Here is a 23,616-nt window from a genome sequence, read left to right on the forward strand (position 1 = left end):
ATCAGCTTTTGCCTTTTCACTTCGCCTTCCGCTTAACTCATTCTTTTATCTGGAAATCCAAAAATCTTGATGCGTTTGCTGAAGTTTTTCTGCTGGTCCGTCATCGCTGTTTTTTGTGCGCTGGTACTCGCCGTCAGTGGTGCTTTCCTCTACCTGAGCCCGACCCTACCCTCTGTCGATGCCTTGCGCAGTATAGAGCTGCAGATACCCCTTCGCGTGTACAGCAGCGACGGAAAACTCATCGCCGAATTCGGCGAGATGCGTCGCTCCCCCATCGCCTTCGCCGACATACCGGCCGATTTCACCAGCGCGCTGCTGGCTGCCGAAGACGATAACTTCGCAAACCATTATGGCGTTGATCTTACGAGCCTGATGCGCGCTGCCACGCAATTATTGAAAACAGGTCAAATTCAGTCCGGCGGCAGCACCATCACCATGCAGGTGGCGAAGAACTTCTTCCTCACCAGCGAACGCAGCTTCTCGCGCAAGATCACCGAGATCCTGCTCGCCCTGCAGATCGAGCGCGAGCTGAGCAAGAACGAGATCCTCGAGCTGTACGTCAACAAGATCTACCTGGGCCACCGCGCCTACGGCATCGAAGCCGCCGCCCAAGTCTATTACGGCAAATCCATCCGAGACTTGAGCCTTTCACAGCTTGCGACGATAGCCGGTCTTCCCAAGGCACCTTCGGCGTTCAACCCGCTGACCAATCCAACGCGCGCCAAGGAACGCCGCGACTGGATTCTCGGCCGCATGCTGCGCCTCGGCCGGATCGACCAGGCGCGCTACGAGGCCGCGCTTGCCGAGCCGGTGGACGCCAGCTATCACGTGGCGACACCTGAAGTCTCGGCGCCCTACGTAGCCGAGATGGCGCGTGCCGAAATGGTTGGCCGCTACGGCAGCGATGCCTACACCCAGGGCTTCAACGTCACCACCACGGTGCCCAGCGACCTGCAGGTCATGGCCAACAAGGCCCTGCGCGACGGCCTGATCGAATACGACCAGCGCCACGGTTATCGCGGCCCGGAAAGCCGCCTGCCCGGCATGACCCGGGAAACCTGGCAGACCGAGCTCAGCAAGCAGGGCCCGCGCGGTGGTCTGGAGCCGGCCATCGTCACCCAGGTCGAGAAGAGCGGCATCCTGGTGCTGACCCGTCGCGGCAACGAGGAAGCCGTGTCGTGGGACAGCATGAAATGGGCACGCCCCTTCCTCAACACCAACAGCCTGGGGCCGCGCCCGCAGCAACCGGCGGACGTGGTGCAGATCGGCGACCTGATTCGCGTGCAGCGCCAGGACGACGACAGCCTGCGCTTCGTGCAGTTGCCCGCGGCGCAGAGCGCACTGGTTTCGCTCGATCCGCAGAATGGCGCCATCCGCGCCCTGGTCGGCGGCTTCTCCTTCGAGCAGAGCAACTACAACCGCGCCGTGCAGGCCAAGCGCCAGCCGGGCTCGAGCTTCAAGCCCTTCGTCTACAGTGCGGCCCTGGACAATGGCTACACCGCCGCGAGCCTGGTCAACGATGCGCCGATCGTATTCGTCGACGACTACATGGATCAGGTCTGGCGGCCGAAGAACGACAACAACACCTTCCTTGGCCCCATCCGCTTGCGCGAGGCCTTGTACAAGTCGCGAAACCTGGTGTCGATTCGCCTGCTGCAGGCCATGGGCATCGAGAACACCCTGCGCTATATCGAGCGCTTCGGCTTCAACCGGCAGGACCTGCCGCGCAACCTGTCCCTGGCCCTGGGCACCGCCAACCTGACGCCCATGGAGATCGCCACCGGCTGGACGGCGTTCGCCAACGGCGGCCACAAGGTCCAGCCGTACCTGATCCAGCGCATCGACAACCGCCACGGTGATCCGCTGTTCATCGCCAACCCGCCGACCGTGCCGAATGCCGCCAAGCCCGAAGTACCGCCACCGGTCAACGAAGAAGGCGTGATGAGCAGCGCCGAGGCAGCGCCCGAGCAACTGCCGGAGGCACCGGAGCCGGCAACCGCCGAGCGCATCCTCGATGAGCGCACCGCCTACATCATGACCAGCATGCTGCAGGACGTGATCAAGCGCGGCACCGGTCGCCGCGCCATGGCCCTGGGCCGCACCGACCTGGCCGGCAAGACCGGTACCACCAACGAGTCCAAGGACAGCTGGTTCTCCGGCTACAACGCCGATTACGTGACCACCGTATGGGCCGGTTTCGACCAGCCGGAAAGCCTGGGCCGCAATGAATATGGCGGCACCGTGGCCCTGCCGATCTGGATGAGCTACATGGGCGCCGCGCTCAAGGACAAGCCCAGCCACGCGCCTGCCGAGCCGGACGGCATCCTTACCCTGCGCATCGACCCGCACAGTGGCCGCGCCGCAGCACCCGGCACGCCGGATGCCTATTTCGAGCTGTTCAAGAGCGAGGACTCGCCGCCGCCGATGAACGAGCTCGATCCGGGCATGGGCGCGCCGAATAGCCCGCTGCCCGCGGATGAAAGCGCGCCGATCGACCTGTTCTAAGACCCGTTCATAATCTTTCAGCCCAGGTTCGTCGATTTTGACTGCGAAGCGGCGGAAGCGGCCTTTCGTAGGGTGGACGACGCTTCATCCGTCCACCGCTCTGCGAGCGCAATGGTGGACAAAAAGAGCGTTGTCCACCCTACGCTGGGACCGTCCGCTTTTGCCTTGTAGTTGCCGCTTCATGCGCATAATGATCGTGAACAGGCCCTAAGGGCGACGTCAGCAGCCCAGCAGCTAGCGGCTCTTTTGTAGCAAGCATCAACAGCTCAAAACGCGCCCAATAAAAAACCCGCCGAAGCGGGTTTTTTATTGCCTGCTGAATGACTCAGCCCTTGAACACGTCGTCGACCGACTGCAGCGGGTAGTGCTTCGGATACGGCAGGGTCGCCACGCCGCTTTCGATGGCGGCCTTGGCAACGGCGTCGCAGACCACGTTGATCAGGCGTACATCCATCGGCTTGGGGATGATGTACTCACGGCCGAATTCCAGCTTGATGCCGCCATAGGCGTCGCACACTTCCTGGGGTACCGGCAGCTTGGCCAGCTCGCGCAGAGCGTTGGCAGCGGCGATCTTCATCTCTTCGTTGATGCGGGTCGCGCGAACGTCCAGCGCGCCGCGGAAGATGAACGGGAAGCCCAGCACGTTGTTGACCTGGTTCGGGTAGTCGGAACGACCGGTGGCCATGATCACATCGTTACGGGTGGCGTGGGCCAGCTCGGGCTTGATTTCCGGATCCGGGTTCGAGCAGGCGAACACGATCGGGTTCGGCGCCATCAGCTTGAGGCCTTCGGCGCTCAGCAGATCCGGGCCGGACAGACCGACGAATACGTCAGCGCCGGTGAGGGCATCGTCCAGGGTACGCCTGGTGGTTTCGGTGGCGAACACCGCCTTGTACTGGTTCAGGTCGTCACGGCCAGCGTGGATCACGCCTTTGCGGTCGATCATGAAGATGTTCTCGACCTTGGCACCCATGCTCACCAACAGCTTCATGCAGGAGATGGCGGCGGCACCAGCGCCGAGGCAGACGATCTTGGCTTCCGGCAGGGTCTTGCCGGCGATTTCCAGGGCATTGAGCATGCCGGCCGCAGTGACGATGGCGGTACCGTGCTGGTCATCGTGGAACACCGGGATGTCGCACTGCTCGATCAGCGCACGCTCGATCTCGAAGCACTCGGGTGCCTTGATATCTTCCAGGTTGATACCACCGAAGGTAATGGAGATGCGCTTGACGGTGTCGATGAAGGCCTGCGGGCTTTCCGCATCGACTTCGATGTCGAACACGTCGACGCCGGCGAAACGCTTGAACAGCACGCCCTTGCCTTCCATGACCGGCTTGGAGGCCAGCGGGCCGAGGTCGCCCAGACCGAGGATCGCGGTGCCGTCGGAAATGACTGCTACCAGGTTGCCTTTACCGGTGTAGCGGTAGGCGAGCTCCGGATCGCGAGCGATCTCGCGCACTGGCTCGGCGACACCCGGGCTGTAGGCCAGCGACAGGTCACGGGCAGTGGCGGTGGGCTTGGTGAGCTCGACGCTCAACTTACCCGGACGGGGCTTCTCATGGTATTCGAGAGCGGCAGTTTTCAGATCAGACATAGTGGCATTTCCGCTTTTTTGGGCTATTGACTGGCAGGCGGCCGAGGATACGCAATGTGCGGGGACCTGCACAAGACTATGCAGTCAGCCTGCAAACGTGCCTCAACGAACCGTTTTGAACCATTCACCTGGGCGCGGCTCGCCCTGTGGATAAAGATTGTTGAGCAGCCGCAAGGTCGCCTCGGCATCGCCGGGCAGGCCGCTGCCAGCCGCCAGCGCCTTGACGGTTTGCCCTGGCGCAACGCGCACCAGTTGCAACCTGAGCGGCTCCGCGAGCTTGCGCTCGGCTGGCTGCAGCGGCCGAAAACTGCTGATCGCCGCGAGCATCTGGGCATCTTCCGTCGCGCTCGCGGCGCGACCCTTGGCCGCACCGACGAACAGGTAGGCCTTGTCGCCCTTGAGGATCACCGCCACCCGACGCGGCACGTTACCCTCGATCAGGCCGGTATAACCCTGCAAACCGGCCTGCTGCAGCGGCTCGCCAGCACGCAGGCGTCTGCCGCCGATACGCTGGCTCAGCAGGGTCGCGGCATCCAGCCGACGCGGGTTGTCTTCCAGCATCATGGCCACGAGTACTTGCCTGCCCGGCGACTGACCGACCAGTTGCTGTGGCTCGTTGACGATACTCCAGCCCTTGGCAAACGCCAGGGTGAAATCCAGATCACGGTGATAGAAGCGCTCGCCGCGGCGAATGCCGCTCTCGGCCGAATCGCCGAACGGCACGCCCTGCAGCCGTTTCAGGAAGGCTTCGCGGTTGACCTCCTGCTGCCCGGCGACCAGCGCACGGGCCGGGCCGATCACCTGCTGCAGGCGGCGGTCGTTATCCGGATGGGTGTCGAACAACCCGTGGTAACTGCCAACCGGCTGCTGCTCGCCGCGTGCGGCGGCCTGATCGCGGGCGAAGTCTTCCTGCAGCTTGAGCACCTCGACCACTTCGATCATCGCCTGCGGGTCGTAACCAGCGCGGGCCAGGTACTGGGCGCCGAGGCCGTCGGCCTCCAGCTCCATGTCGCGGCCGTAGCCACGCACCACCGCATTGCCCAGCACACCGGTCACGTCCGCGGCGGCGCTAACACCGGTGCCCATGGCCACGGCCTGGCCGAGAAGCCCCCAGGCGGTGGACTGGCTTTGCTGCCGCACGCCGTGGCGGGCAGTCACATGCCCAACCTCGTGCCCCAGCACGGCCGCCAGTTCGGCCTCCGAGCCCAGGTAGGCCATCAGCCCGCGATGGATATAGATGTAGCCGCCCGGCAGGGCGAAGGCATTGATGTCCGGACTGTCGATCACGGTGAAGTGATAGTCCAGCTGGCCACGGTGGCTGTGCCGCGCCACCCGCTCGCCGACCTGCTGGACGTAGGCCTGCAGGGCCTCATCGGGGTAACGCGGGTACTGCTTGAGAATCTGCTGATGGGCATCACGGCCGACGGACAACTCCTGGGCCTCGCTCATCATCACGAAGTCGGTACGCCCGGTGGCCGGATTCACCGCGCACCCCGCCAGGGTCGCCAGCAGCACCATCAGCAAGCACAGCCTCATCGCAACACCTCCAGCATCGCGCCATGGGTCAAGGGCAACATCCAGCGCGCCTGGCCAACCTTGAGGCCGCCGCCGCGCGAGCGGTCGATCATCCAGCCGCGAGCCTCGACCCGCTTGCCCTGTAGATCCCGCAATAGTGACGCATCGAAGCTATCCAGCACAGGCGGCGCAATACGCAGCACCACCGAATTGCCCAGCTCGACCCACACACCACCACGATTGCGCTCGACGCGCTGCACCTGCCCTTCGAGCAGTACGAAACCACCCGTGCGCACCGCCCGAGCCGGCACCGGCCGCAGCTGCGCCCAGAGGCCGGCCCGAGCGCTACGCGCCTGGCGCTCGGCTTCACGATGGCAAGCCACCAGCGCCACATTGGGCGTGATCGCCACCATCTGGCCAAACCCTTCGGCGAGCAGTTGCGCTTCCAGGTTGCGGCCCTGCCTGTCGTACAAATGGGCCAGGGTGCGGCCGTAGCGATCCTGCTTCTGCTCGCCGGTTTTTACCCCAACGCGGCCATCATTGGCGGCTACCAATTCGACGAGACGCTTGCGTGCTGCCTCGGCGAATGGCTCGGCAGGCCGGCCCTTGCGTGCCAACTCGGGCGCGTTGAGACCGATCAGGCGAACATTGCGGCCATCGACCAGGCGCAGGGTGTCGCCATCCACCACACGCTGCACCTTGGCCTGGGGCAGCTTGCCGGGCGCCGGGCAGAGCGCATGGGCCGGCAGGCAAAACACAGAAACGAAAAAGGCGCCCACCAGGGACGCCTTTTTCAATGATGCGAAAACAGCCATGTGGGCTTCTTCGCGGCTCGGTCGCTTACTTGGCGCCGAACACACCGAAACGCTGCTTGAAGCGATCGATACGGCCGCCGGTGTCCAGCACCTTCTGCTTGCCGGTGTAGAACGGGTGGCACTCGGAGCAGACGTCCAGGCTCAGCGGCTTGGCCAGAGTGGAGCGAGTCTTGATGACGTTGCCACAGCTGCAGGTAGCGTCGATGGCGACGTATTCCGGATGGATATCGGCTTTCATGATTATTCCTCAGGTTTTGTGCCGCCACCCGACACTATTGTCAGGTACCGCACTTAGGTTGGCCGCGGATCATACCAGAGCGCAGCCATGATGCAACTCGGCCACGGCTACCGGCCGTCGCACACCGGCCTGCCCAGCAGGCCGTGGAAAAACCTCACCGAGGCAGCCAGCCCGATACCGGGGGCAGCGTAGGTAGTTTTTCAAGGGCCTGCTAATATCGCGCCTCGCCTGCCTGGAGCCTTTGCGTGCCTGACGTCATCCTGCGACTCGCCCTGCCCTCGCCACTGCGCCGGCTGTTCGACTACCTCGCCCCGCCTGGCGTGTCGGCTCGTGACCTGCAGCCCGGCGCACGGCTGCGCGTCCCTTTCGGGCGGCGCGAGATGATCGGCGTGCTGATCGAGGTCAGCGACCACAGCGAGGTGCCGGCCGGCAAGCTCAAGCCGGCGCTGCAGCTGCTCGACCTGCAGGCCCCGGTGCCGCCGGCGCTGATGCGCCTGTGCCAATGGACTGCCCAGTATTACCAGCACAGCCTGGGCGACACCCTGAGCTGGGCGCTGCCGGTGCTGCTGCGCCAGGGCGAGCCCGCCGAAGCGCGCCAGGAGCGTTTCTGGCTGATCGCCAAGGACGCCCGCCTGGACGACCCGCGCCTGGCTCGTGCGCCGCGGCAGCGCGAAGCCCTGAAAACCATCGCCCAGCACCCCCATGGCGTTTCGCATCAATTGCTCAGCCAGTTGCAGATCAACCGCGACAGCCTGCAACTGCTGCAGGAGAAGGGCCTGGTGCGCGTCGAAGTGCGCCGCCTGAGCAGCCCGGAGCGGCACGCCAACTGGCTGGCCCAGCCGGAATTGCCGCTCAATGCCGAGCAGCGCGCCGCGGCCGAGGCAGTGCGCGCCGGCTTCGATGGCTTCAACGCGTTTCTGCTGGCCGGCGTGACCGGCAGCGGCAAGACCGAGGTGTACCTGCAGCTGATCCGCGAGACCCTGGAAGCCGGCAAGCAGGCCCTGGTGCTGATTCCCGAGATCAACCTGGGCCCGCAGACCCTGGCGCGCTTCGAGCGCCGCTTCAACGCGCGCATCGCCCTGCTGCATTCGGCGGTCAATGACCGCGAGCGCCTGGATGCCTGGCTGGCCGCCCGCGATGGCGAGGCCGACATCATCATCGGCACCCGCTCGGCGCTGTTCACGCCGATGAAGCGCCCCGGGCTGATCATCATCGACGAGGAGCACGACGCCTCCTATAAACAGCAGGAAGGCCTGCGCTACCACGCCCGCGACCTGGCCGTGGTGCGCGCCCACCAGGAAAACGTGCCGATCGTGCTCGGCTCGGCCACGCCCTCGCTGGAGAGCCTGCACAACGCCCACAGCGGTCGCTACGCCCTGTTGCGCATGAACCAGCGCGCCGGCGGCGCCCAGCCACCGCGCTTCCTGCGCCTGGACGTCAAGAGCCGCCCGCTGGATGCCGGCATGTCGCCACCGCTGCAGCAGGCCATCACCCAGACCCTGGCGGCCGGCCAGCAAGTGCTGGTGTTCCTCAATCGCCGCGGCTTCGCACCGACGTTGCTGTGCCACGAATGCGGCTGGCTGTCCGAATGCCCGCGCTGCGACGCACGCATGACCGTGCACCAGCGCAGCCGCGAACTGCGCTGCCACCATTGCGGCCACGCCGAACGCCAGCCCAGCAACTGCCCGAGCTGCAACAACGTCGACCTGCGTCCGGTGGGCGCCGGCACCGAGCGGGCCGAGGAGCGCCTGGAGATTCTTTTCCCGAACGTACCGGTGCTGCGCGTGGACCGCGACAGCACCGCACGCAAGGAAGCCATGACCACCCTGTTCAACACCGTACAGCGCGGCGAACCCTGCATCCTGGTCGGCACCCAGATGCTCGCCAAGGGCCACCACTTTCCACGGGTCACCCTGGTGGCGATACTCGATGCCGACGGCGGCCTGTTCTCCGCCGACTTCCGCGCCAGCGAACGCATGGCCCAGTTGATCGTCCAGGTCGCCGGGCGCGCTGGCCGTGCCGAAGAGCCCGGCAAGGTGATCATCCAGAGCCACCTGGCCGATCACCCATTGCTGGTGCAACTGACCGAACAGGGCTACTTCGCCTTTGCCGACCAAGCACTGAGCGAGCGCCGCGCCGCCGGCCTGCCGCCGTTCTGCCACCTGGCCCTGCTGCGCGCCGAAGCGCACAAGCCTGGCCAGGCGGAAGGCTTCCTGGATGAGGCCTGCAGCGAGGCCGAGCGTCTGCTGAACGAACTGGCGCTGAGCGGCATCGAACTGCTGGGCCCGGTGCCGGCGCCCATGGAACGCCGCGCCGGGCGTTATCGCGCGCAGCTGCTGCTGCAGGGCAATGCCCGGGCGCCGCTGCACAAGCTGCTGGCGCACTGGCTGCTGGTGCTGGAAAGCCTGCCCAGCGGCCGCGCGGTGCGCTGGTCGCTGGATGTCGACCCGATCGACCTGTTCTGAGCCGGCGCCGCTCGCATCCGGCGACAACTACGCCGCGCTTTATCCACGCCGCCGGTGGCTTGCCACCGGCCGCTGCTTTTATAATGCGCAGTTTTCCACCCACGCTTTCGAGCGGCGCCGCATCTTGCGGCCGAACGAGCAGACCATGAAAGACAGTATTCGCCACCTGATCCAGCAAGCCCTGACCCGCCTGACCGCCGAAGGCGTGCTGCCCGAAGGCCTGAGCCCGACGATCCAGGTGGAGAACACCCGCGACAAGAGCCACGGCGACTTCGCCAGCAACATCGCCATGATGCTGGCCAAGCCGGCCGGCATGAAGCCCCGCGACCTGGCCCAGAAGCTGATCGACGCGCTGCCTGCCGATGCGCAGATCAGCAAGGTCGAAATCGCCGGCCCGGGCTTTCTCAACTTCTTCCAGAACAGTGACGCCCTGGCCGAACGCCTGGAAGCGGCCCTGGCCGACGAACACCTGGGCGTACGCAAGGCCGGCCCGGCGCAGCGCGTGGTCGTCGACCTGTCCTCGCCCAACCTGGCGAAGGAGATGCACGTTGGCCACCTGCGCTCGACCATCATCGGCGACGCCGTGGCGCGGGTGCTGGAGTTCCTTGGCGACGAGGTGATCCGCCAGAACCACGTGGGCGACTGGGGCACCCAGTTCGGCATGCTGCTGGCCTTCATGGAAGAGAACCCGGCGGCGGCGGAAAGCGAGCTGGCCGACCTGGAAGGCTTCTACCGCGCCGCCAAGAAGCGCTTCGACGAGTCGCCGGAGTTCGCCGAGCGTGCCCGCGCCCTGGTCGTGGCGCTGCAGGCCGGCGAGCCGGAATGCCTGCGCTTGTGGGAGCGTTTCAATGCAATTTCCCTGAGCCACTGCCAGAAAGCCTATGACCGCCTGGGCGTGAAGCTCACCCCGGCCGACGTCAAGGGTGAGAGCGCCTACAACGCCGACCTCGCCAACGTGGTCGCCGACCTGCGCAGCAAGGGCCTGCTCACCGAGGACAACGGCGCCCAGTGCGTCTTCCTCGACGAATACAAGAACGCCGAGGGCAACCCGCTGCCGGTGATCGTGCAGAAAGCCGGCGGCGGCTACCTGTACTCGACCACGGACCTGGCGGCCATGCGTTACCGCAGCCAGGTGCTCAAGGCCGACCGCGCCCTGTACTTCGTCGACCAGCGCCAAGCCCTGCACTTCCAGATGGCCTTCGAGGTCGCCCGTCGTGCCGGCTTCGTGCACGAGGGCATGGACCTGGAGCACATGGGCTTCGGCACCATGAACGGCGCCGATGGCCGGCCGTTCAAGACCCGCGATGGCGGCACCGTGAAGCTGATCGACCTGCTCGACGAAGCCGAACTCCGTGCTTACGAGCTGGTGAAAGAGCGCAACGATCAGCGCGCAGCCAAGGGGGAGACGCCGTTCGAAGAAGCCGAACTGCGCGAAATTGGCCGGGTCGTGGGTATTGCCTCGGTGAAATACGCCGACCTATCCAAGCACCGCACCAGCGACTACAGCTTCAACTTCGAACTGATGCTCAGCTTCGAGGGCAATACCGCGCCTTACCTGCTGTACGCCTATACCCGTACCGCGAGCATCTTCCGCAAGCTGGGCAAAGGCATCGAGGAGATCGGCGGCCATATCGAACTTCACGCGGCCCAGGAAATCGAACTGGCCGGCAAGCTCGCGCAGTTCGGCGAAGTGCTGGGCAGCGTCGCCGACAAGGGCACGCCGCACCTGCTGTGCGCTTACCTCTATGACGTGGCCGGGCTGTTCTCCAGCTTCTACGAGCACTGCCCGGTACTCGGCGCCGAAGACGAGACCACCCGCCAGAGCCGCCTGCGCCTGGCCGCGCTGACGCGCCGTACCCTCAAGCAAGGCCTGCAACTGCTGGGCCTGGAAACCCTGGAGCGCATGTAAGTGGCAGCCCGCAAGAAGCCAGCACCCAAACGTGGCGCCAGCCGCTACAAGGCCCCGAGCAAACGCCCGGTACCGGGCTGGATCTGGCTTGCCTGCGGCCTGGCGGTGGGCGTGTTCGTCACCCTGCTGCTCAACCTCAAGCCGGGGGACGACGCGGTCAAACGCGACAAGCCACAACCGGAGCGCGCCAGCACCTCGACCAAGCCAACGCCGTCGGCGACCAGCCAGGAACCGGGCAAGCCCAAGTACGACTTCTACACCCTGCTGCCCGAGTCGGAAGTCATCGTGCCGCCGGATGCAGTGCCGCCGCCCACCACGCCGACGCCCGAGCAGAAGCCGGTAACCCCGGAGGAAGCCGCCAAGATCGATGCTGCCCGCGCCCAGGCTGCGCTGAACGGTGAAACGCCGCCACCGCCACCCCCGGTTGCCAAACCGGCGGAGACCACCCAGGCACCGCTGACCACGCAATTCTTCCTGCAAGCCGGCTCGTTCCCGAGCAAGGACAAGGCCGAGAGCATGCGCGCGCAGATCATTCTGCTCGGCCAGAACGTGCGGGTGGAATCCGGCACCGTGGCGGACAAGACCTGGCACCGCGTGCTGGTCGGCCCCTTCGCCAATCGCGAGCAACTGGCCAGCGCCCAGAAGACCCTGGCAGCCGGCGGCTTCGGCAACCTGCTGTTGCAGCAGCGCCAACTACGCTGATCGCCTTTAACAGGCGGTTGGAAAACTACCTGCGCTGCCGCTGCTTGGTTAAAACAGGCTGGAATGCCAGCCCAGTCAAAATGCTCATTTACAACACGTAAACTGCGCTTTTTCGCCTGTTTTGCCTCGCATCGGCGGCCTCGCCTACGTTTTTCAATGGCCTGTTAACCCGCGCGCCGGTTGAAAAACCGCGACGGGCACCCCATCTGAGTTTTCATCAGGGCCATTTCGCCCCGCAGCGTGGAGACTCTCCCCTTGACCACCATCGTTTCAGTGCGCCGCCATGGCAAAGTCGTCATGGGTGGCGACGGCCAGGTTTCCCTTGGCAATACCGTGATGAAAGGCAACGCGAAGAAGGTTCGCCGCCTGTACCACGGCCAGGTCATCGCCGGTTTCGCCGGTGCCACCGCCGATGCCTTCACCCTGTTCGAACGCTTCGAGTCGCAGCTCGAAAGGCACCAGGGCCACCTGGTGCGGGCCGCCGTCGAACTGGCCAAGGACTGGCGTACCGACCGCTCCTTGAGCCGCCTGGAAGCCATGCTGGCGGTGGCCAACAAGGATGCCTCGCTGATCATCACCGGCAACGGTGACGTGGTCGAACCCGAGCATGGTCTGATCGCCATGGGCTCGGGCGGCGGTTACGCCCAGGCCGCGGCGCTGGCGCTGCTGCAAAAAGGCAGCGAAGACCTCGACGCCCGGGAGATCGCCGAAACCGCGCTGAAGATCGCCGGTTCCATCTGCGTCTTCACCAATCAGAATCTGACCATCGAGGAACTGGACTCGGCCATCTAGGCCAGTCCGGATCGGAGCCCGCTCATGTCCATGACACCCCGCGAGATCGTTCACGAACTCAATCGCCACATCATCGGCCAGGACGACGCCAAGCGCGCCGTGGCCATCGCCCTGCGCAACCGCTGGCGGCGCATGCAGCTGCCCGCCGAGCTGCGCGCCGAGGTCACGCCGAAGAACATCCTGATGATCGGCCCCACCGGTGTCGGCAAGACCGAGATCGCCCGTCGCCTGGCCAAACTGGCCAATGCGCCGTTCCTCAAGGTCGAAGCCACCAAGTTCACCGAGGTCGGTTACGTTGGCCGCGATGTCGAATCGATCATCCGCGACCTCGCCGATGCCGCGCTGAAGATGCTCCGCGAGCAGGAGATCATCCGCGTACGCCACCGCGCCGAAGATGCCGCCGAAGACCGTATTCTCGACGCCCTGCTGCCGCCGGCGCGCAGCGGCTTTGCCGAAGAGGCCGCACCGAACGGCGATTCCAACACCCGCCAGCTGTTCCGCAAGCGCCTGCGCGAAGGCCAGCTGGATGACAAGGAAATCGATATCGAAGTGGCCGACAGCCCGGCTGGCATCGAAATCATGACGCCGCCCGGCATGGAAGAAATGACCAGCCAGTTGCAGAACCTGTTCTCCAACATGGGCAAGGGCAAGAAGAAGAGCCGCAAGCTCAAGGTCAAGGATGCACTCAAGCTGGTGCGTGACGAGGAAGCCGGCCGCCTGGTCAACGAGGAAGAACTCAAGGCCAAGGCACTCGAAGCCGTCGAGCAGCACGGCATCGTGTTCATCGACGAGATCGACAAGGTGGCCAAGCGCGCCAACGCCGGCGGCGCCGACGTATCCCGCGAAGGCGTACAGCGCGACCTGCTGCCGCTGATCGAGGGCTGCACCGTGAACACCAAACTGGGCATGGTCAAGACCGACCACATCCTGTTTATCGCCTCGGGCGCCTTCCACCTCAGCAAGCCGAGCGATCTGGTGCCGGAGCTGCAGGGCCGCCTGCCGATTCGCGTCGAGCTCAAGGCCCTGAGCCCGGAAGATTTCGAGCGCATCCTCAGCGAACCCCATGCGTCGCTCACCGAGCAATACGTGGCCTTGCTGCAGACCGAAGGCCTGGGCATCGAGTTCGTCGAAGAGGGCATCAAGCGTATCGCCGAGATCGCCTGGCAGGTCAACGAGAAGACCGAGAACATCGGTGCCCGTCGCCTGCATACGCTGCTCGAACGCCTGCTCGAGGAAGTGTCGTTCAGCGCCGGTGACCTGGCGGGCCAGCAGAACGGCGAGACCATTCGCATCGACGCGGCCTACGTCAACAGCCACCTCGGTGAGCTGGCCCAGGACGAAGACCTGTCGCGCTACATTCTCTGATAGCCTCGCACTGCGCGGTGACCTCACCGCGCAGCCTGGAGCCTGCCGTGCTTATCCCAACCTCGATCAAGCTGCACAAGGCCTCGCGCATTCTGGAGCTGCACTACGGCAATGACAGCTATCGGTTGCCGGCCGAATTCCTGCGCGTGCACTCGCCTTCTGCCGAAGTGCAGGGCCACGGCAAACCCATCCTGCAGACCGGCAAACTCAATGTCGCGCTGGTCGGTATCGAGCCCGCCGGCAACTACGCCCTCAAGCTGAGCTTCGATGACGGCCACGACAGCGGGCTGTTCAGCTGGGACTACCTGCATCAACTGGCCCTGCGCCAGGACGAGCTGTGGCGAGACTACCTGGACGCCCTGGCCGCCGCCGGCCAATCCCGCGACCCGAACGAGTCGGTCGTGCGTCTGATGCTCTGACCCCCGGTGGGTGGTACTGGCTGCCACCTGGTCGAACACGCCCGCTAAAAACACAAACGCCCGATACGGGGTCGGGCGCTTGGCAGGCGAACGGCCGACTCAGGTCTGAGTGCCGGAAGCGTTGCTGGCTGGTAGCCCCGGCGTGCCGGCCGGCGTCGCGGGCGCTGCGGTGGCCCTGCTCGCCGCCGGTTTCTTCGCCGCCGGCTTGCTGGCTGCCTTGGCCGCGGGTTTGGCCGCTGGCTTGACCGGGGTCTTGGTAGCGGTGGCCGGCTTGGCCGCCGCCGTTTTGCTGGCCGGCTTTTTCTTGGCTGCTGCGGGTTTGGCAGCGGCCGGTTTGGCGGCTGACTTCACGGCGGCGGCGCTCGCCGTCTTGCTGCTGGTAGTCGGCTTGGCCGCCGTCGCCGTTTTGCCCGCCGGCTTGGCCGCTGCCGCCTTGGCCGCCGGCTTGCCGGACACACCGGTCAGCGTCTCCAGCTGGCGGGTCAGCAGGTCGACCTTGTCGTTGAGCGCCTTGACCTCATTGCGGCTCGGCACGCCAAGGCGGGAGATGGCACTGTTGAGACGCTTGTCGAATGCCTCTTCGAGCTCGCTCCACTTGCCGATCGCCTTGTCCTTGACCTCATCGACGCGCGAACGGGTACCGCCGGCGGACGATTTCACCGTATCGGCCTGCTTATCGACGTTGCTCTTGGCGGCTTTCTCAGCCTTTTCGCCATCCTTGACCAGGGTATCGAACAGCTTGGGGCCGTCCTTGCTGACCTTGGAATAAGCGCCCAGGCCTGCCAACCAGATCTGCCGCGAGTACTTTTCAACCTCGCCGATCCACGAGCTGGTCTGTTTCTCGGTATTCTTTTTGACAGCCATCCTGCTCTCCTTCTGGGGGTACGCACGACACGCTCGAGCAACGCGCTCAGCTCATCCAGCTTAGCAGACAGGGCTGCGCTAGCCTGTCGGCCAGCAAGCCGGCTCAGTGCGCCAACCAAGGACGAATCGAGACTTGCCGCGAGCTTATCGAGGTGTGCGGTGAACCGGCTGGCTCTGCACAACGGCCACTGGGCTTCTGGCTTCATCGACCCGGCCATTGGCCGAGCTGTAGGACACAGGCTTGTCGAGTGCCGTAACGGGGGAAAATGCAAAGCGCAGACTGATCAGCCTGGGAGAACAACCGCTGATTGCCCTGGGGGCCAGGGCCAAGCAAAGCCTGCGAGCTTACCGCTCGCAGGCTCGAGATGCCTGAATCAGCTATTGGCTGGCGGCGTTGCGCCGTTGGCAGCACTGGTAGCGGAGGTTGCGGCGGCGGCAGGCTCGGCTGCCGGCTTGTTCGCGACGGCCGCAGAGGCAGGCTTGGCGGTTTCAGGCTTTGCCGCAGGCTTGGCAGCGGCAGGTTTTGCTACTGGTTTAGCAGCTGCCCTGGTGGCAGCGGCCTTGGTCGCCGGCTTGGCGGCAGTGGGCTTCGCGGCTGCCTGAGTGGCCGGCTTCGCGGCCGCTTTGCTAGCTGGCTTGGCAGCAGGTTTAGGGGCAGCCTTGACCGCTGGCTTGGCGGCAGCGGATTTCGCAGCCGGTTTTGCCGCCGTCTTGCCAGCCGAGTTAGCCGCAGTCGGTTTAGCTGCAGATTTGCCGGCAGGCTTCGCCGCCGGCTTGGCGGTAGCCGATTTCGCAGCGGCTTGAGCCGCTGGTTTGGCAGCGGGCTTGGCGGCGGCCTTTGCTGCCGGTTTGGCGGCGGGCTTGGCAGTAGCCGCTTTTGCGGCAGCTTGGGTAGCAGGCTTGGCAGCAGCTTTTACCGCTGCTTTGGCCGCTGGCTTGGTGGCAGGTTTCGCCACCGCCTTGGCGGCTGGCTTGGCAACCGGTTTCGCTGCGGCTTTGGCGGCAACCGGCTTGGCCTGGGCCTTGTCACGGCTGGACAGCGCCTTGCCGGCCGCCTCACGCACCTTGCCAACACCCTGGGCCAGTTTCAGGCTTTCCTGGGCATCACGCTTGAGCTGCACGATGTACTGGCGGGTTTCGGTTTGGCGAGTCTGCAACGCATCAAGCGCGCCTTCCAGCTCGTCCACTGCGGCCTTGGCCTTGGACTGCGCCTTGGCCTTGCCGTCGGCGACTGCCGACTGCAATTTGCCGCGCGCCTTGTGCAGTTTTTCCTGGGCGCTACCGCGCTGTTTTTCCAGTTTGGCGAGAATCTTCTCGGCATCGACCAGCGCTTGCGAGCAAGCGTTCTCAAGGTGCTCGAGCAAGCTTGCGGACAACTGCTGCAGCAGATGCAAAGGGGTGGTGACCGATTTCTTCTTCAGGTTTTTTGTGGCCGGCATGACGCGCCTCCAGGCGGATGGGGAAAAAGCCATACTAAGTGGGTGAAATTTGCGCCCGCCAGAGGCGCTTTGCAAGCACCTGTGTAGGGTTCACGAGGGCGCGAAACAAAGACGCCGCGAACAATCGCGGCGTCTTGGCTCATACAGTGGCGGCGCTGGCCAGCTGTTTGTGGGCGGTGTGCAGGACTTCGATGAGGCAATCCTCGAGCTCGAAGCGCTCATGCAGCATCTGCCCCAGACGCTTGAGCTCACCGCTTACCGCGTCGACATCGCCGCAATCACCGGCATCGCAGCGATCATTGAACGCCAGAGCGGCTTCAGTGATTACCTCGATACGCGGGTAGATCTGCTTGGCCAGCTCCAGGCCGCGCTGATCATCGAACGCGCGCGCTTCCTCGTTGAGCTGCTGATAAACCTCGAAGTGCCCAGCGGACACATAGTCGACGAGGATTTCACAGAAACGCTGCATCACCGCCGCGTCACTGACGTCGCTGATGGCAACGTAGGCCTTGATCAACTCGGCACGTTCCTGCAACCAGCGATCGATCAACAGATGTACGCCGCCCCACCGCTCCTGCGCATTCTGGCAACTTTCGAGCATGGTGATCTCGCTCCCTTATCGGTATGTCCTGTGGGCATCGGGCGTTGACCGTTGTGCAACCTGTCGTCGCCGCGAAGCGGAAAGTTGGCTGGTCGCCTGTCGGCATTCCCTCCGGCCAAATGTCGCTGCGTACAGCGACGGCAAACGCAATCACGAATCGCTCCCTGAACGTGCAGCCGAGTCAGGACACTAGCATGATTCCGATTGCAGTCCGACCTCTCATTTCGTCTCAGGTTATGCCTGCGCCAGTCACCCTTCAAGACGCTTGATGGCGAGCGCCGACAGGAGCGCCGCCGGTACTCGTTGCTCAGCCGCCGCTGGGCATACGCTGCGGCTCGGCAGCTAGCACCGCAACCTGACCACTGAGACGTCGGTCGAGCAGCCCCAGGCCTTCCTGGAACAAGCGGTTGCTGCGCTCCACTTCGCCCAGTTGCGCGAGCAGGCGCGCCAGCTCGGCACAGGTCTCGGGGTGGCGTTCCAGGGTCAGGCTGGCTTCGAAATAATCGCGCGCCTTGCCCCACAGCTGATTGTGCAGGCTCAGGCGCCCGAGGGTGAGCAGCAAGCCGGCATCATTGGGGTGCTGCTCGAGCCAGCCTTCTGCATTGCGCAGCTGCTTGGCCGAATCGCGACCCCGCAGGAGCCCATAAAGACGCGCCAGGCGGCCGTCGTATTCACGGTTCAACGCCTTGCTGAGCAGCTCTTCGGCACCGGGCTCAGCACCCAGCGCACGCAACCGGTCGGCATACACCGCGAGCAGCTCGGGCTCACCACGCAGGTTGGGCGACAGGCGCTCCCAGGCCTGCGCCAGGGACGGTAGCGCACCGTCGCCCGCCTCCTTGAAATCCAGGCCGAGCAGGTATTCACGCCAGGCGCGGCGCTCCAGCGCCATCAGTTCGGCCGGCGCCATGGCCTTTTCCTTGCGCAACACCGGCAGCAGCTTAAGTACCGCCTGCCAGTCGCCGCGGGTGGCGTAGAGCTGCTGCAGCTGGCGCAGCACCTGCGGGTTGTGCGGATGACGCTCGTGCATCACCTGCAGGGTTTCTTGGGCATTGTCGATTTCGCCGCGCGCCAGTTGCAACTCGGCGTGGGTCAGGGCGATGGCCAGCTCGGCATTCGGCTGGCGCTGCAGCGCCTCTTCCAGCAGGGCGTCGCTTTGTTCGTAATGCTCGAGATTGTGGGCCGCACGGGCGGCGCCCAGGTAGTGGATCAAGGGGCGCGACTCGTTGCGCGCGATGCGGCTCAGGTGCGTCTGCGCCTTGCTCCAGCGGCCTTCGATCAGTTCCTGAAAGCCGTGCTCGGAAGCGCTGCGCACCCGGCGCTCGCGGTGCAGCCGCGACCAGGGGTTGATCAGCCCGACCGAGGTCAGCAGCGCGCGAATCAGCAGGCGCAGCAGCCACAGCGCCAGAACGACCGCAACGATCAGCAGCACGAACGCCCACAACGTCGACTCGTAGCGAAACCCCTTGTAGGCGAACAGCACGTAGCCCTGGTGTTCGGAAACGGCCAGGCCCAGCAGCGCCAGCCCGCCGATCACCAGCACGGTGAGCAACAGCAGGTAAACGCGCTTCATGGGCGCTCCTCCCCAGCAGCTTCGCCGGGGGCATCCTTGAGGCGCTCACGCGCCGACTGCTTGTGCTCGATATAGGCCTGCACGGCGTTGAGCGATTCGCTGAGCTCGGGCGCCTTGACCTCGATGGGCTGGTCGACCAGCTCGCCAACCCGGGTGCGCAGGGCGCGGCTGTCCGGGTTGTCACGATTGAAGTTGGCGTCCAGCACCTCGGCAGCCTGCTGCAGTGCCTGCCGATAGACCTGGGTCTGCCCGTGCAAGGCGGCCCACTGCGCCTGTTCGAGCGCCAGGCTCAGTGCCAGGCGCACTTGGGTGAGGCTCTGCCCGGCCAGCAACGGGCGCACGTTCTGGTCGGCATTGAAATCGAGGCGGAAATACTCCGAGAGCTTGTGCAGGGCCTGGCCCCACCAGGTGCCAGGTTCGCTTTCGGCGGCCAGCTCGCCGAGCACGCCGCCGTCGGCAACGAACTTCGGATTGAGGGAATTGAGCTGCGCAGCTTGCTCGCGCAGCGCACCGAGCTGCAGGAACAACCCGGTGCGATCGGGATTGTCGGTGGCGCGCAGCGCCTCCAGGCTCTTCGCCAATTGTTCACGGGCAGCGAAGGCAGCCGGGTCATCCTGATCACGGAGGATTTCATCGGCGGCCTGAACCAGCGCCGTGGCGCTGTTGATGTCCTGCAACGCGGACAGGCGCAGGCTGGCCAGGCGCAACAGGTGTTCGGCCTCGGCCAGGCGCCACTCCTGGCGGCTGGCACCCAGCACGGTTTCCAGGCGGCGATTGAGCAACTGCTGGTCACCCTGCAATTGCGTCACCAGTTGGCGGCGCTCTTCGAGCTCCTCCACGCTGGGCAGTTGCTCGAAGCGGCCATCGAGGCTATCGGTGCGCTGCACCAATGCCTGGGTCTGGCTGCGGGCCTGCTCGAGCTGGCCGGACTGTTGTTGTGCCTCACTCTGCAAGGCGCGCAATTGCCAGGCACTCCAGCCGCCGACGCCGACACCGATGGCGCCGACCAACAGGGCCACGGCGGCAATCGCCGAGCCGCGCGGCGCCGGTTTGGCCTCGGCAGCGGCTGGGGACGATTCGGGGGCGGTCTGCACAGGCTGATCCTGCTCTTTCGGGGGAGTCGCTTCGCTCACGTATCCATCCTTTGCTTCAAGAGTCGGGCGAAGCCTGCGCACGCAAGGCCGCCAACAACGCCGCGGTGTCGGCACCACGGCAATCCACAACATCAACCGCACCGAGCGCGCGGGCCATCTCGGCGACACGCGGGCTGGGCACGAACAAGGGTAGCTGCGCCAGCGTGGGCCAGTCATCCGCCGCCAGTTGCTGCAGATGCGTCAGGCCCTGCCCACTGCTGACCACCAGCCCATTCAAGCGTTCCACCTGTATCAGTTCCTGCAGCGTACCGGGCGGGTAGGCGGGCAGTACCCGGCGATAGACCGGCAGATAATCCACCTCGACGCCTTGCGCACGCAAGCGCTCGGCCAGCAAGGTGCGGCCATCCTCGCCGCGAATGATCAGCACCCGGGGAAACATCGCCTCCTCCAGCGCCGCCTGCAGTTCGGGCAGTTCCAGCAAGGCTTCGCTGTCGTCGCCGCCGCGCGGCCAGAACACCGTCAGGCCGTAGTCGGCAAGGATCTGCCCGGTACCGGCGCCAACGCTGAACCAGGGCTGCTCGGCAAGCGGCTGCGGCCAGTAGCGATCCAGCAACTCGAGGCCGAAGCGGGCGGCGGGTTTGCTCACCACGATCACCGCCGTGTAGCGGTGCAGCTCGCAGATGGTGGCGCTGTGCTGAGGCGCTTCAGGCAGTTGCTCGATACCCAGCAGGGGCAGGCAGGCACTCTGGATACCTTGGCCCGCGAGCGATTGGGCCAGCGCCTGGCACTCCTGCTCGGGGCGGGTCAGCAGCAGGCGCCAGCCCGTCACGGGGCAGTGGCCTCACCGTAGATGGCCGCGAGGATCTCGCCGGCGCCCTGGGCCAGCAGTGCTTCGGCGACCTCGATGCCAAGGCGCTCGGCGTCATCGGCCGCGCCGCGCTGTTCGGCGCGCAGCAGGCGGCTGCCATCCGGCTCGCCGACCAGACCACGCAGCCACAGCTGCTCACCTTCGAGAATCGCGTAACAGGCGATGGGCACCTGACAACCGCCATTGAGGCGCTTGTTCATGGCACGCTCGGCCGTCACGCGCAGCGCAGTCTCGGAATGGTTGAGCGGCGCCAGCAGTTGTTGCAGTTCGGTATCGCCAACCCGGCATTCGATACCGACGGCGCCCTGGCCGCCCGCCGGCAGGCTGTGCTCGACAGCGATGGAGTCGCGGATGCGATCCTCGAAGCCCAGGCGAATCAACCCCGCGGCAGCAAGGATGATGGCGTCGTACTCGCCGGCATCCAGCTTGGCCAGGCGGGTGTTGACGTTGCCGCGCAGGAAATGGATTTTCAGATCCGGCCGGCGGGCCAACAGCTGGGCCTGGCGGCGCAGGCTGGAGGTGCCGACCACACTGCCGGCCGGCAGCGTGTCGAGACGCTCATGGCCGTTGGAAACGAAGGCATCGCGCGGGTCTTCGCGCTCGCAGATGCAGAACAGGCCAAGGCCCGCGGGGAAGTCCATCGGCACATCCTTCATGGAATGCACGGCGATGTCGGCCTGGTCTTCCAGCAGTGCGGTTTCCAGCTCCTTGACGAACAGGCCCTTGCCGCCGATCTTGGCCAATGGCGCATCGAGCAGCTTGTCGCCCTTGCTGACCATCGGCACCAGGCTCACCTGCAAGCCGGGGTGTGCCGCTTCAAGACGGGCCTTGACGTGTTCGGCCTGCCACAGGGCCAGGGCACTCTTGCGGGTGGCGATGCGAATTTCGCGGGGCATGTGAACGTTCCAGAAAACCAGTTGCCGCGAATCATAACAGGCTCATGGGCCGCCTACCCGAAGCCGGCTGCGACCCTTCGCCCTACTCACGGCGCGGCGACTAGATATGGTTCATCAGCTTGCGCACACCCGCCACATGACGGCGACTGACCACCAGGGCATCGCCATTGAGCCCTCGCAGATACAGTTGGAAGTGGCCCAGCGGGGTGCGCTGCAGGCGCTCGATGCGCTCGCGCGCCACCAGGGCATTGCGGTGGATACGCACGAAGCGATCACCGAACTCATCCTCGAGGGCCTTGAGCGGCTCGTCGAGCAGTACCTCGCCACCGTCGTGACGCAGGGTCACGTATTTATGATCGGCGATGAAATAGATCACGTCGTCCAGGGGAATCAGCTCGATGCCCTTGCGAGTCCGCGCGCTGATATGACTGCGCGGGCCAACGCCACTTTCCGCTGCCGGCCGGGTCAGCGCGGCCAGTTGCACGCGATTGAGACGCTCGGCTTTCTTCAGCGCGTCCTCGAGGTGTTCAGGGCGCACGGGCTTGACCAGATAGCCCACCGCGCTGACCTGGAACGCCTCCACCGCGAACTCGTCGTGGGCGGTGCAGAAGATCACCGCTGGCGGCGCATCGCGCTCGCAGAGCTTGGCAGCGGCCTGCAGGCCATCGAGGCCTGGCATGCGGATATCGAGCAACACGACGTCGGGCTTGAGGCTCTCGACGAGCGCCAAGGCCTCCTCGCCATTGCTCGCAGAGGGCTCGACCACATGATAGCCATCCAGCGCGGCCACCATTCGGCTCAGGCGCTCACGGGCGAGGGGTTCGTCATCAACGATCAAGACATTCATAATGATCTGGCTTCCTGCATGGGTCTTGCACATGGGTAGCGTAGACGGGTGTAGTGAAGGCCATCACGGCGCTCCACGCTGAGATTGGCCTGCGGGCCGAAAATCGCCGCAAGCCGTGCATCGATGTTGGCCAGTGCCTGGTGCGTGCCGCGCGAGGCCATGGGCGCGCCGCCTTCCTCATAGGGATTGCAGACGCTGAGATGGAATACACCATCGTTGTATGTGGCTGATATCTGCACCAGTCCCCCCTCGATACGTGGCTGGATACCGTAGATCAGAGCGTTCTCCAGCAAAGGCTGCAGCGTCAGCTGGGGAATCGGCAGGTCAGCAGGCACATCGTCGACATCCCACTGCAACTGTAGCCGTTCGCCAAGCCGGTATTGCTCGATCGACAGGTACCGCCGTGCCAGTTCCAGTTCCTCGCTCCAACTGACGAGGCTACCGGGCTTGGCCAGGCTTGCCCGGAACAGGTCGGAGAGATCCAGCACCGCCTGTTCCGCCCTGGCAGAATCTGTGACAACCAGGCTCGCGATGCTGTTCAAACTGTTGAACAGGAAGTGCGGGCGGATACGTGCCTGCAGCGATTCGATGCGCGCGCGCAGCTCGGCCTGCTCCTGACGCCGCCACTGGCTCTGCAGATAGAAATAGCGCAGCAGCAGCGCCGACATGATCAGGCTGATCAGCGCATGGCGCAGGTACAGGTTGACCTCGCCCTCGTGGGGCAGCGGGCCACCCAGGTCGTAGTAGTCGGCCACCGCCGTGCAGCCCAGGGTCAGCCCCACCACCAGGGCGCAGCAGGCCGCGCCCGCCCACATCGCCGGCAGCCGCGCGAGCAGCGGCCGCAGGCGGCACAGCAGCGCCGACGAGAGCAGCACGATCCACTGCACGAACAGCGAGGTCAGCGCCAGGCGTACCCAGTCGAAACCGGGCAGCATCGGCTCGGCGAGCACCAGTACCAGCACCAGCAGTTCGGCGAGCAGCACGGTGCTGAGCAGCGCTTCGGGCTGGCACAGTTCGGGCACGAAGAAATCGTTCGGCGCCGCAGGGGTCGAGGTCTTGCGTTGGTCGTTCATCGCTGCAGTTTCGGCGGGCGCTGCGCAACCAGCAAGAGAGGCCAT

At 65.2% G+C, this 23,616-nt stretch carries 20 protein-coding genes; 7 read left to right on the forward strand and 13 right to left on the reverse strand.

Translation table 11 applies throughout. From position 1 onward, the window contains the following. Positions 1-69 precede the first annotated feature (69 nt). Positions 70-2,505, forward strand: a complete 2,436-nt coding sequence (locus QYS36_RS22755; RefSeq protein ID WP_374990489.1) for a penicillin-binding protein 1A — start codon at positions 70-72, stop codon at positions 2,503-2,505. A 325-nt stretch (positions 2,506-2,830) separates the two neighbouring features. Here the strand turns inward: QYS36_RS22755 and QYS36_RS22760 are convergent, their stop codons facing one another. The 4 genes from QYS36_RS22760 to rpmE all read right to left on the reverse strand — a co-directional run bounded on the left by QYS36_RS22760 (position 2,831) and on the right by rpmE (position 6,667). After that, positions 2,831-4,099 carry a malic enzyme-like NAD(P)-binding protein gene (locus QYS36_RS22760; RefSeq protein ID WP_111461266.1) on the reverse strand — a complete coding sequence of 423 codons (1,269 nt, stop codon included), beginning with the start codon at positions 4,097-4,099 and terminating at the stop codon, positions 2,831-2,833. 102 nt (positions 4,100-4,201) lie between these two features. Continuing rightward, complete coding sequence (locus tag QYS36_RS22765) at positions 4,202-5,635, reverse strand: M48 family metalloprotease (protein ID WP_308841639.1); 1,434 nt, start codon at positions 5,633-5,635, stop codon at positions 4,202-4,204. Next, complete coding sequence (locus tag QYS36_RS22770) at positions 5,632-6,429, reverse strand: thermonuclease family protein (protein WP_308841640.1); 798 nt, start codon at positions 6,427-6,429, stop codon at positions 5,632-5,634. The genes QYS36_RS22765 and QYS36_RS22770 overlap by 4 nt, the downstream gene beginning before the upstream one ends. A 25-nt stretch (positions 6,430-6,454) precedes the next feature. Continuing rightward, the gene (gene rpmE / locus QYS36_RS22775) at positions 6,455-6,667 is read right to left on the reverse strand and encodes a 50S ribosomal protein L31 (protein WP_073262851.1); all 213 of its coding nucleotides are present in this window, start codon (positions 6,665-6,667) and stop codon (positions 6,455-6,457) included. A 245-nt stretch (positions 6,668-6,912) separates the two neighbouring features. Here rpmE and QYS36_RS22780 point away from each other — a divergent pair, with 245 nt between their 5' ends. The 6 genes from QYS36_RS22780 to QYS36_RS22805 all read left to right on the forward strand — a co-directional run bounded on the left by QYS36_RS22780 (position 6,913) and on the right by QYS36_RS22805 (position 14,319). Continuing rightward, positions 6,913-9,132 carry a primosomal protein N' gene (locus tag QYS36_RS22780; protein ID WP_308841641.1) on the forward strand — a complete coding sequence of 740 codons (2,220 nt, stop codon included), beginning with the start codon at positions 6,913-6,915 and terminating at the stop codon, positions 9,130-9,132. A gap of 145 nt (positions 9,133-9,277) precedes the next feature. Further along, positions 9,278-11,041 carry an arginine--tRNA ligase gene (gene argS, locus QYS36_RS22785; RefSeq protein ID WP_308841642.1) on the forward strand — a complete coding sequence of 588 codons (1,764 nt, stop codon included), beginning with the start codon at positions 9,278-9,280 and terminating at the stop codon, positions 11,039-11,041. Continuing rightward, positions 11,042-11,743: an SPOR domain-containing protein gene (locus QYS36_RS22790; RefSeq protein ID WP_308841643.1), complete on the forward strand. Its 702-nt coding sequence runs from the start codon at positions 11,042-11,044 to the stop codon at positions 11,741-11,743. It abuts the gene before it with no gap. Between the two features lie 255 nt (positions 11,744-11,998). Then, positions 11,999-12,535 carry an ATP-dependent protease subunit HslV gene (gene hslV, locus QYS36_RS22795; protein WP_308841644.1) on the forward strand — a complete coding sequence of 179 codons (537 nt, stop codon included), beginning with the start codon at positions 11,999-12,001 and terminating at the stop codon, positions 12,533-12,535. A gap of 24 nt (positions 12,536-12,559) precedes the next feature. Further along, positions 12,560-13,900, forward strand: a complete 1,341-nt coding sequence (hslU, locus tag QYS36_RS22800; RefSeq protein WP_308841645.1) for an HslU--HslV peptidase ATPase subunit — start codon at positions 12,560-12,562, stop codon at positions 13,898-13,900. Between the two features lie 47 nt (positions 13,901-13,947). Beyond that, positions 13,948-14,319 carry a DUF971 domain-containing protein gene (locus QYS36_RS22805; protein WP_308841646.1) on the forward strand — a complete coding sequence of 124 codons (372 nt, stop codon included), beginning with the start codon at positions 13,948-13,950 and terminating at the stop codon, positions 14,317-14,319. Positions 14,320-14,418: 99 nt separating this feature from the next. On the opposite strand, the gene QYS36_RS22810 is transcribed toward QYS36_RS22805, so the two are convergent. From QYS36_RS22810 to QYS36_RS22850, 9 genes are all read right to left on the reverse strand, one after another. After that, entirely contained in the window at positions 14,419-15,183 is a 765-nt protein-coding gene (locus tag QYS36_RS22810; protein ID WP_308841647.1) for a phasin family protein, read from the reverse strand. A 374-nt stretch (positions 15,184-15,557) separates the two neighbouring features. Continuing rightward, positions 15,558-16,622 (reverse strand): AlgP family protein, encoded by a 1,065-nt coding sequence (locus QYS36_RS22815; protein ID WP_308841822.1) that lies wholly within the window; start codon positions 16,620-16,622, stop codon positions 15,558-15,560. A gap of 139 nt (positions 16,623-16,761) precedes the next feature. Beyond that, positions 16,762-17,223, reverse strand: coding sequence for a sigma D regulator (gene rsd, locus QYS36_RS22820; protein WP_308841648.1), 462 nt, complete (start codon positions 17,221-17,223; stop codon positions 16,762-16,764). Positions 17,224-17,530: 307 nt separating this feature from the next. Continuing rightward, positions 17,531-18,793 carry a heme biosynthesis HemY N-terminal domain-containing protein gene (locus tag QYS36_RS22825; RefSeq protein WP_308841649.1) on the reverse strand — a complete coding sequence of 421 codons (1,263 nt, stop codon included), beginning with the start codon at positions 18,791-18,793 and terminating at the stop codon, positions 17,531-17,533. Next, a complete protein-coding gene (locus tag QYS36_RS22830) occupies positions 18,790-19,926 on the reverse strand; it encodes a uroporphyrinogen-III C-methyltransferase (RefSeq protein WP_308841650.1) in 1,137 nt (378 codons plus the stop codon). Before QYS36_RS22830 ends, QYS36_RS22825 begins: the two co-directional genes overlap by 4 nt. A 16-nt stretch (positions 19,927-19,942) precedes the next feature. Next, complete coding sequence (locus QYS36_RS22835) at positions 19,943-20,716, reverse strand: uroporphyrinogen-III synthase (RefSeq protein ID WP_308841651.1); 774 nt, start codon at positions 20,714-20,716, stop codon at positions 19,943-19,945. After that, positions 20,713-21,651 (reverse strand): hydroxymethylbilane synthase, encoded by a 939-nt coding sequence (gene hemC / locus QYS36_RS22840; protein WP_308841652.1) that lies wholly within the window; start codon positions 21,649-21,651, stop codon positions 20,713-20,715. The genes QYS36_RS22835 and hemC overlap by 4 nt, the downstream gene beginning before the upstream one ends. A 100-nt stretch (positions 21,652-21,751) precedes the next feature. Beyond that, complete coding sequence (locus QYS36_RS22845) at positions 21,752-22,498, reverse strand: LytTR family DNA-binding domain-containing protein (RefSeq protein WP_308841653.1); 747 nt, start codon at positions 22,496-22,498, stop codon at positions 21,752-21,754. After that, positions 22,495-23,571, reverse strand: coding sequence for a sensor histidine kinase (locus QYS36_RS22850; protein WP_308841654.1), 1,077 nt, complete (start codon positions 23,569-23,571; stop codon positions 22,495-22,497). The genes QYS36_RS22845 and QYS36_RS22850 overlap by 4 nt, the downstream gene beginning before the upstream one ends. Positions 23,572-23,616 lie beyond the last annotated feature (45 nt).

The organism is Pseudomonas sp. G34, from assembly GCF_031119625.1.
GTDB lineage: Bacteria > Pseudomonadota > Gammaproteobacteria > Pseudomonadales > Pseudomonadaceae > Aquipseudomonas.

Coding starts and splice junctions, on each gene's coding strand:
- QYS36_RS22760 (WP_111461266.1), bottom strand. CDS start 4,099: ATGTCTGATCTGAAAACTGCCGCTCTCGAATACCATGAGAAGCCCCGT.
- hemC (WP_308841652.1), bottom strand. CDS start 21,651: ATGCCCCGCGAAATTCGCATCGCCACCCGCAAGAGTGCCCTGGCCCTG.
- rpmE (WP_073262851.1), bottom strand. CDS start 6,667: ATGAAAGCCGATATCCATCCGGAATACGTCGCCATCGACGCTACCTGC.
- QYS36_RS22770 (WP_308841640.1), bottom strand. CDS start 6,429: ATGGCTGTTTTCGCATCATTGAAAAAGGCGTCCCTGGTGGGCGCCTTT.
- QYS36_RS22850 (WP_308841654.1), bottom strand. CDS start 23,571: ATGAACGACCAACGCAAGACCTCGACCCCTGCGGCGCCGAACGATTTC.
- hslU (WP_308841645.1), top strand. CDS start 12,560: ATGTCCATGACACCCCGCGAGATCGTTCACGAACTCAATCGCCACATC.
- QYS36_RS22845 (WP_308841653.1), bottom strand. CDS start 22,498: ATGAATGTCTTGATCGTTGATGACGAACCCCTCGCCCGTGAGCGCCTG.
- QYS36_RS22765 (WP_308841639.1), bottom strand. CDS start 5,635: ATGAGGCTGTGCTTGCTGATGGTGCTGCTGGCGACCCTGGCGGGGTGC.
- QYS36_RS22810 (WP_308841647.1), bottom strand. CDS start 15,183: ATGGCTGTCAAAAAGAATACCGAGAAACAGACCAGCTCGTGGATCGGC.
- QYS36_RS22825 (WP_308841649.1), bottom strand. CDS start 18,793: ATGAAGCGCGTTTACCTGCTGTTGCTCACCGTGCTGGTGATCGGCGGG.
- rsd (WP_308841648.1), bottom strand. CDS start 17,223: ATGCTCGAAAGTTGCCAGAATGCGCAGGAGCGGTGGGGCGGCGTACAT.
- argS (WP_308841642.1), top strand. CDS start 9,278: ATGAAAGACAGTATTCGCCACCTGATCCAGCAAGCCCTGACCCGCCTG.
- QYS36_RS22815 (WP_308841822.1), bottom strand. CDS start 16,622: ATGCCGGCCACAAAAAACCTGAAGAAGAAATCGGTCACCACCCCTTTG.
- QYS36_RS22755 (WP_374990489.1), top strand. CDS start 70: ATGCGTTTGCTGAAGTTTTTCTGCTGGTCCGTCATCGCTGTTTTTTGT.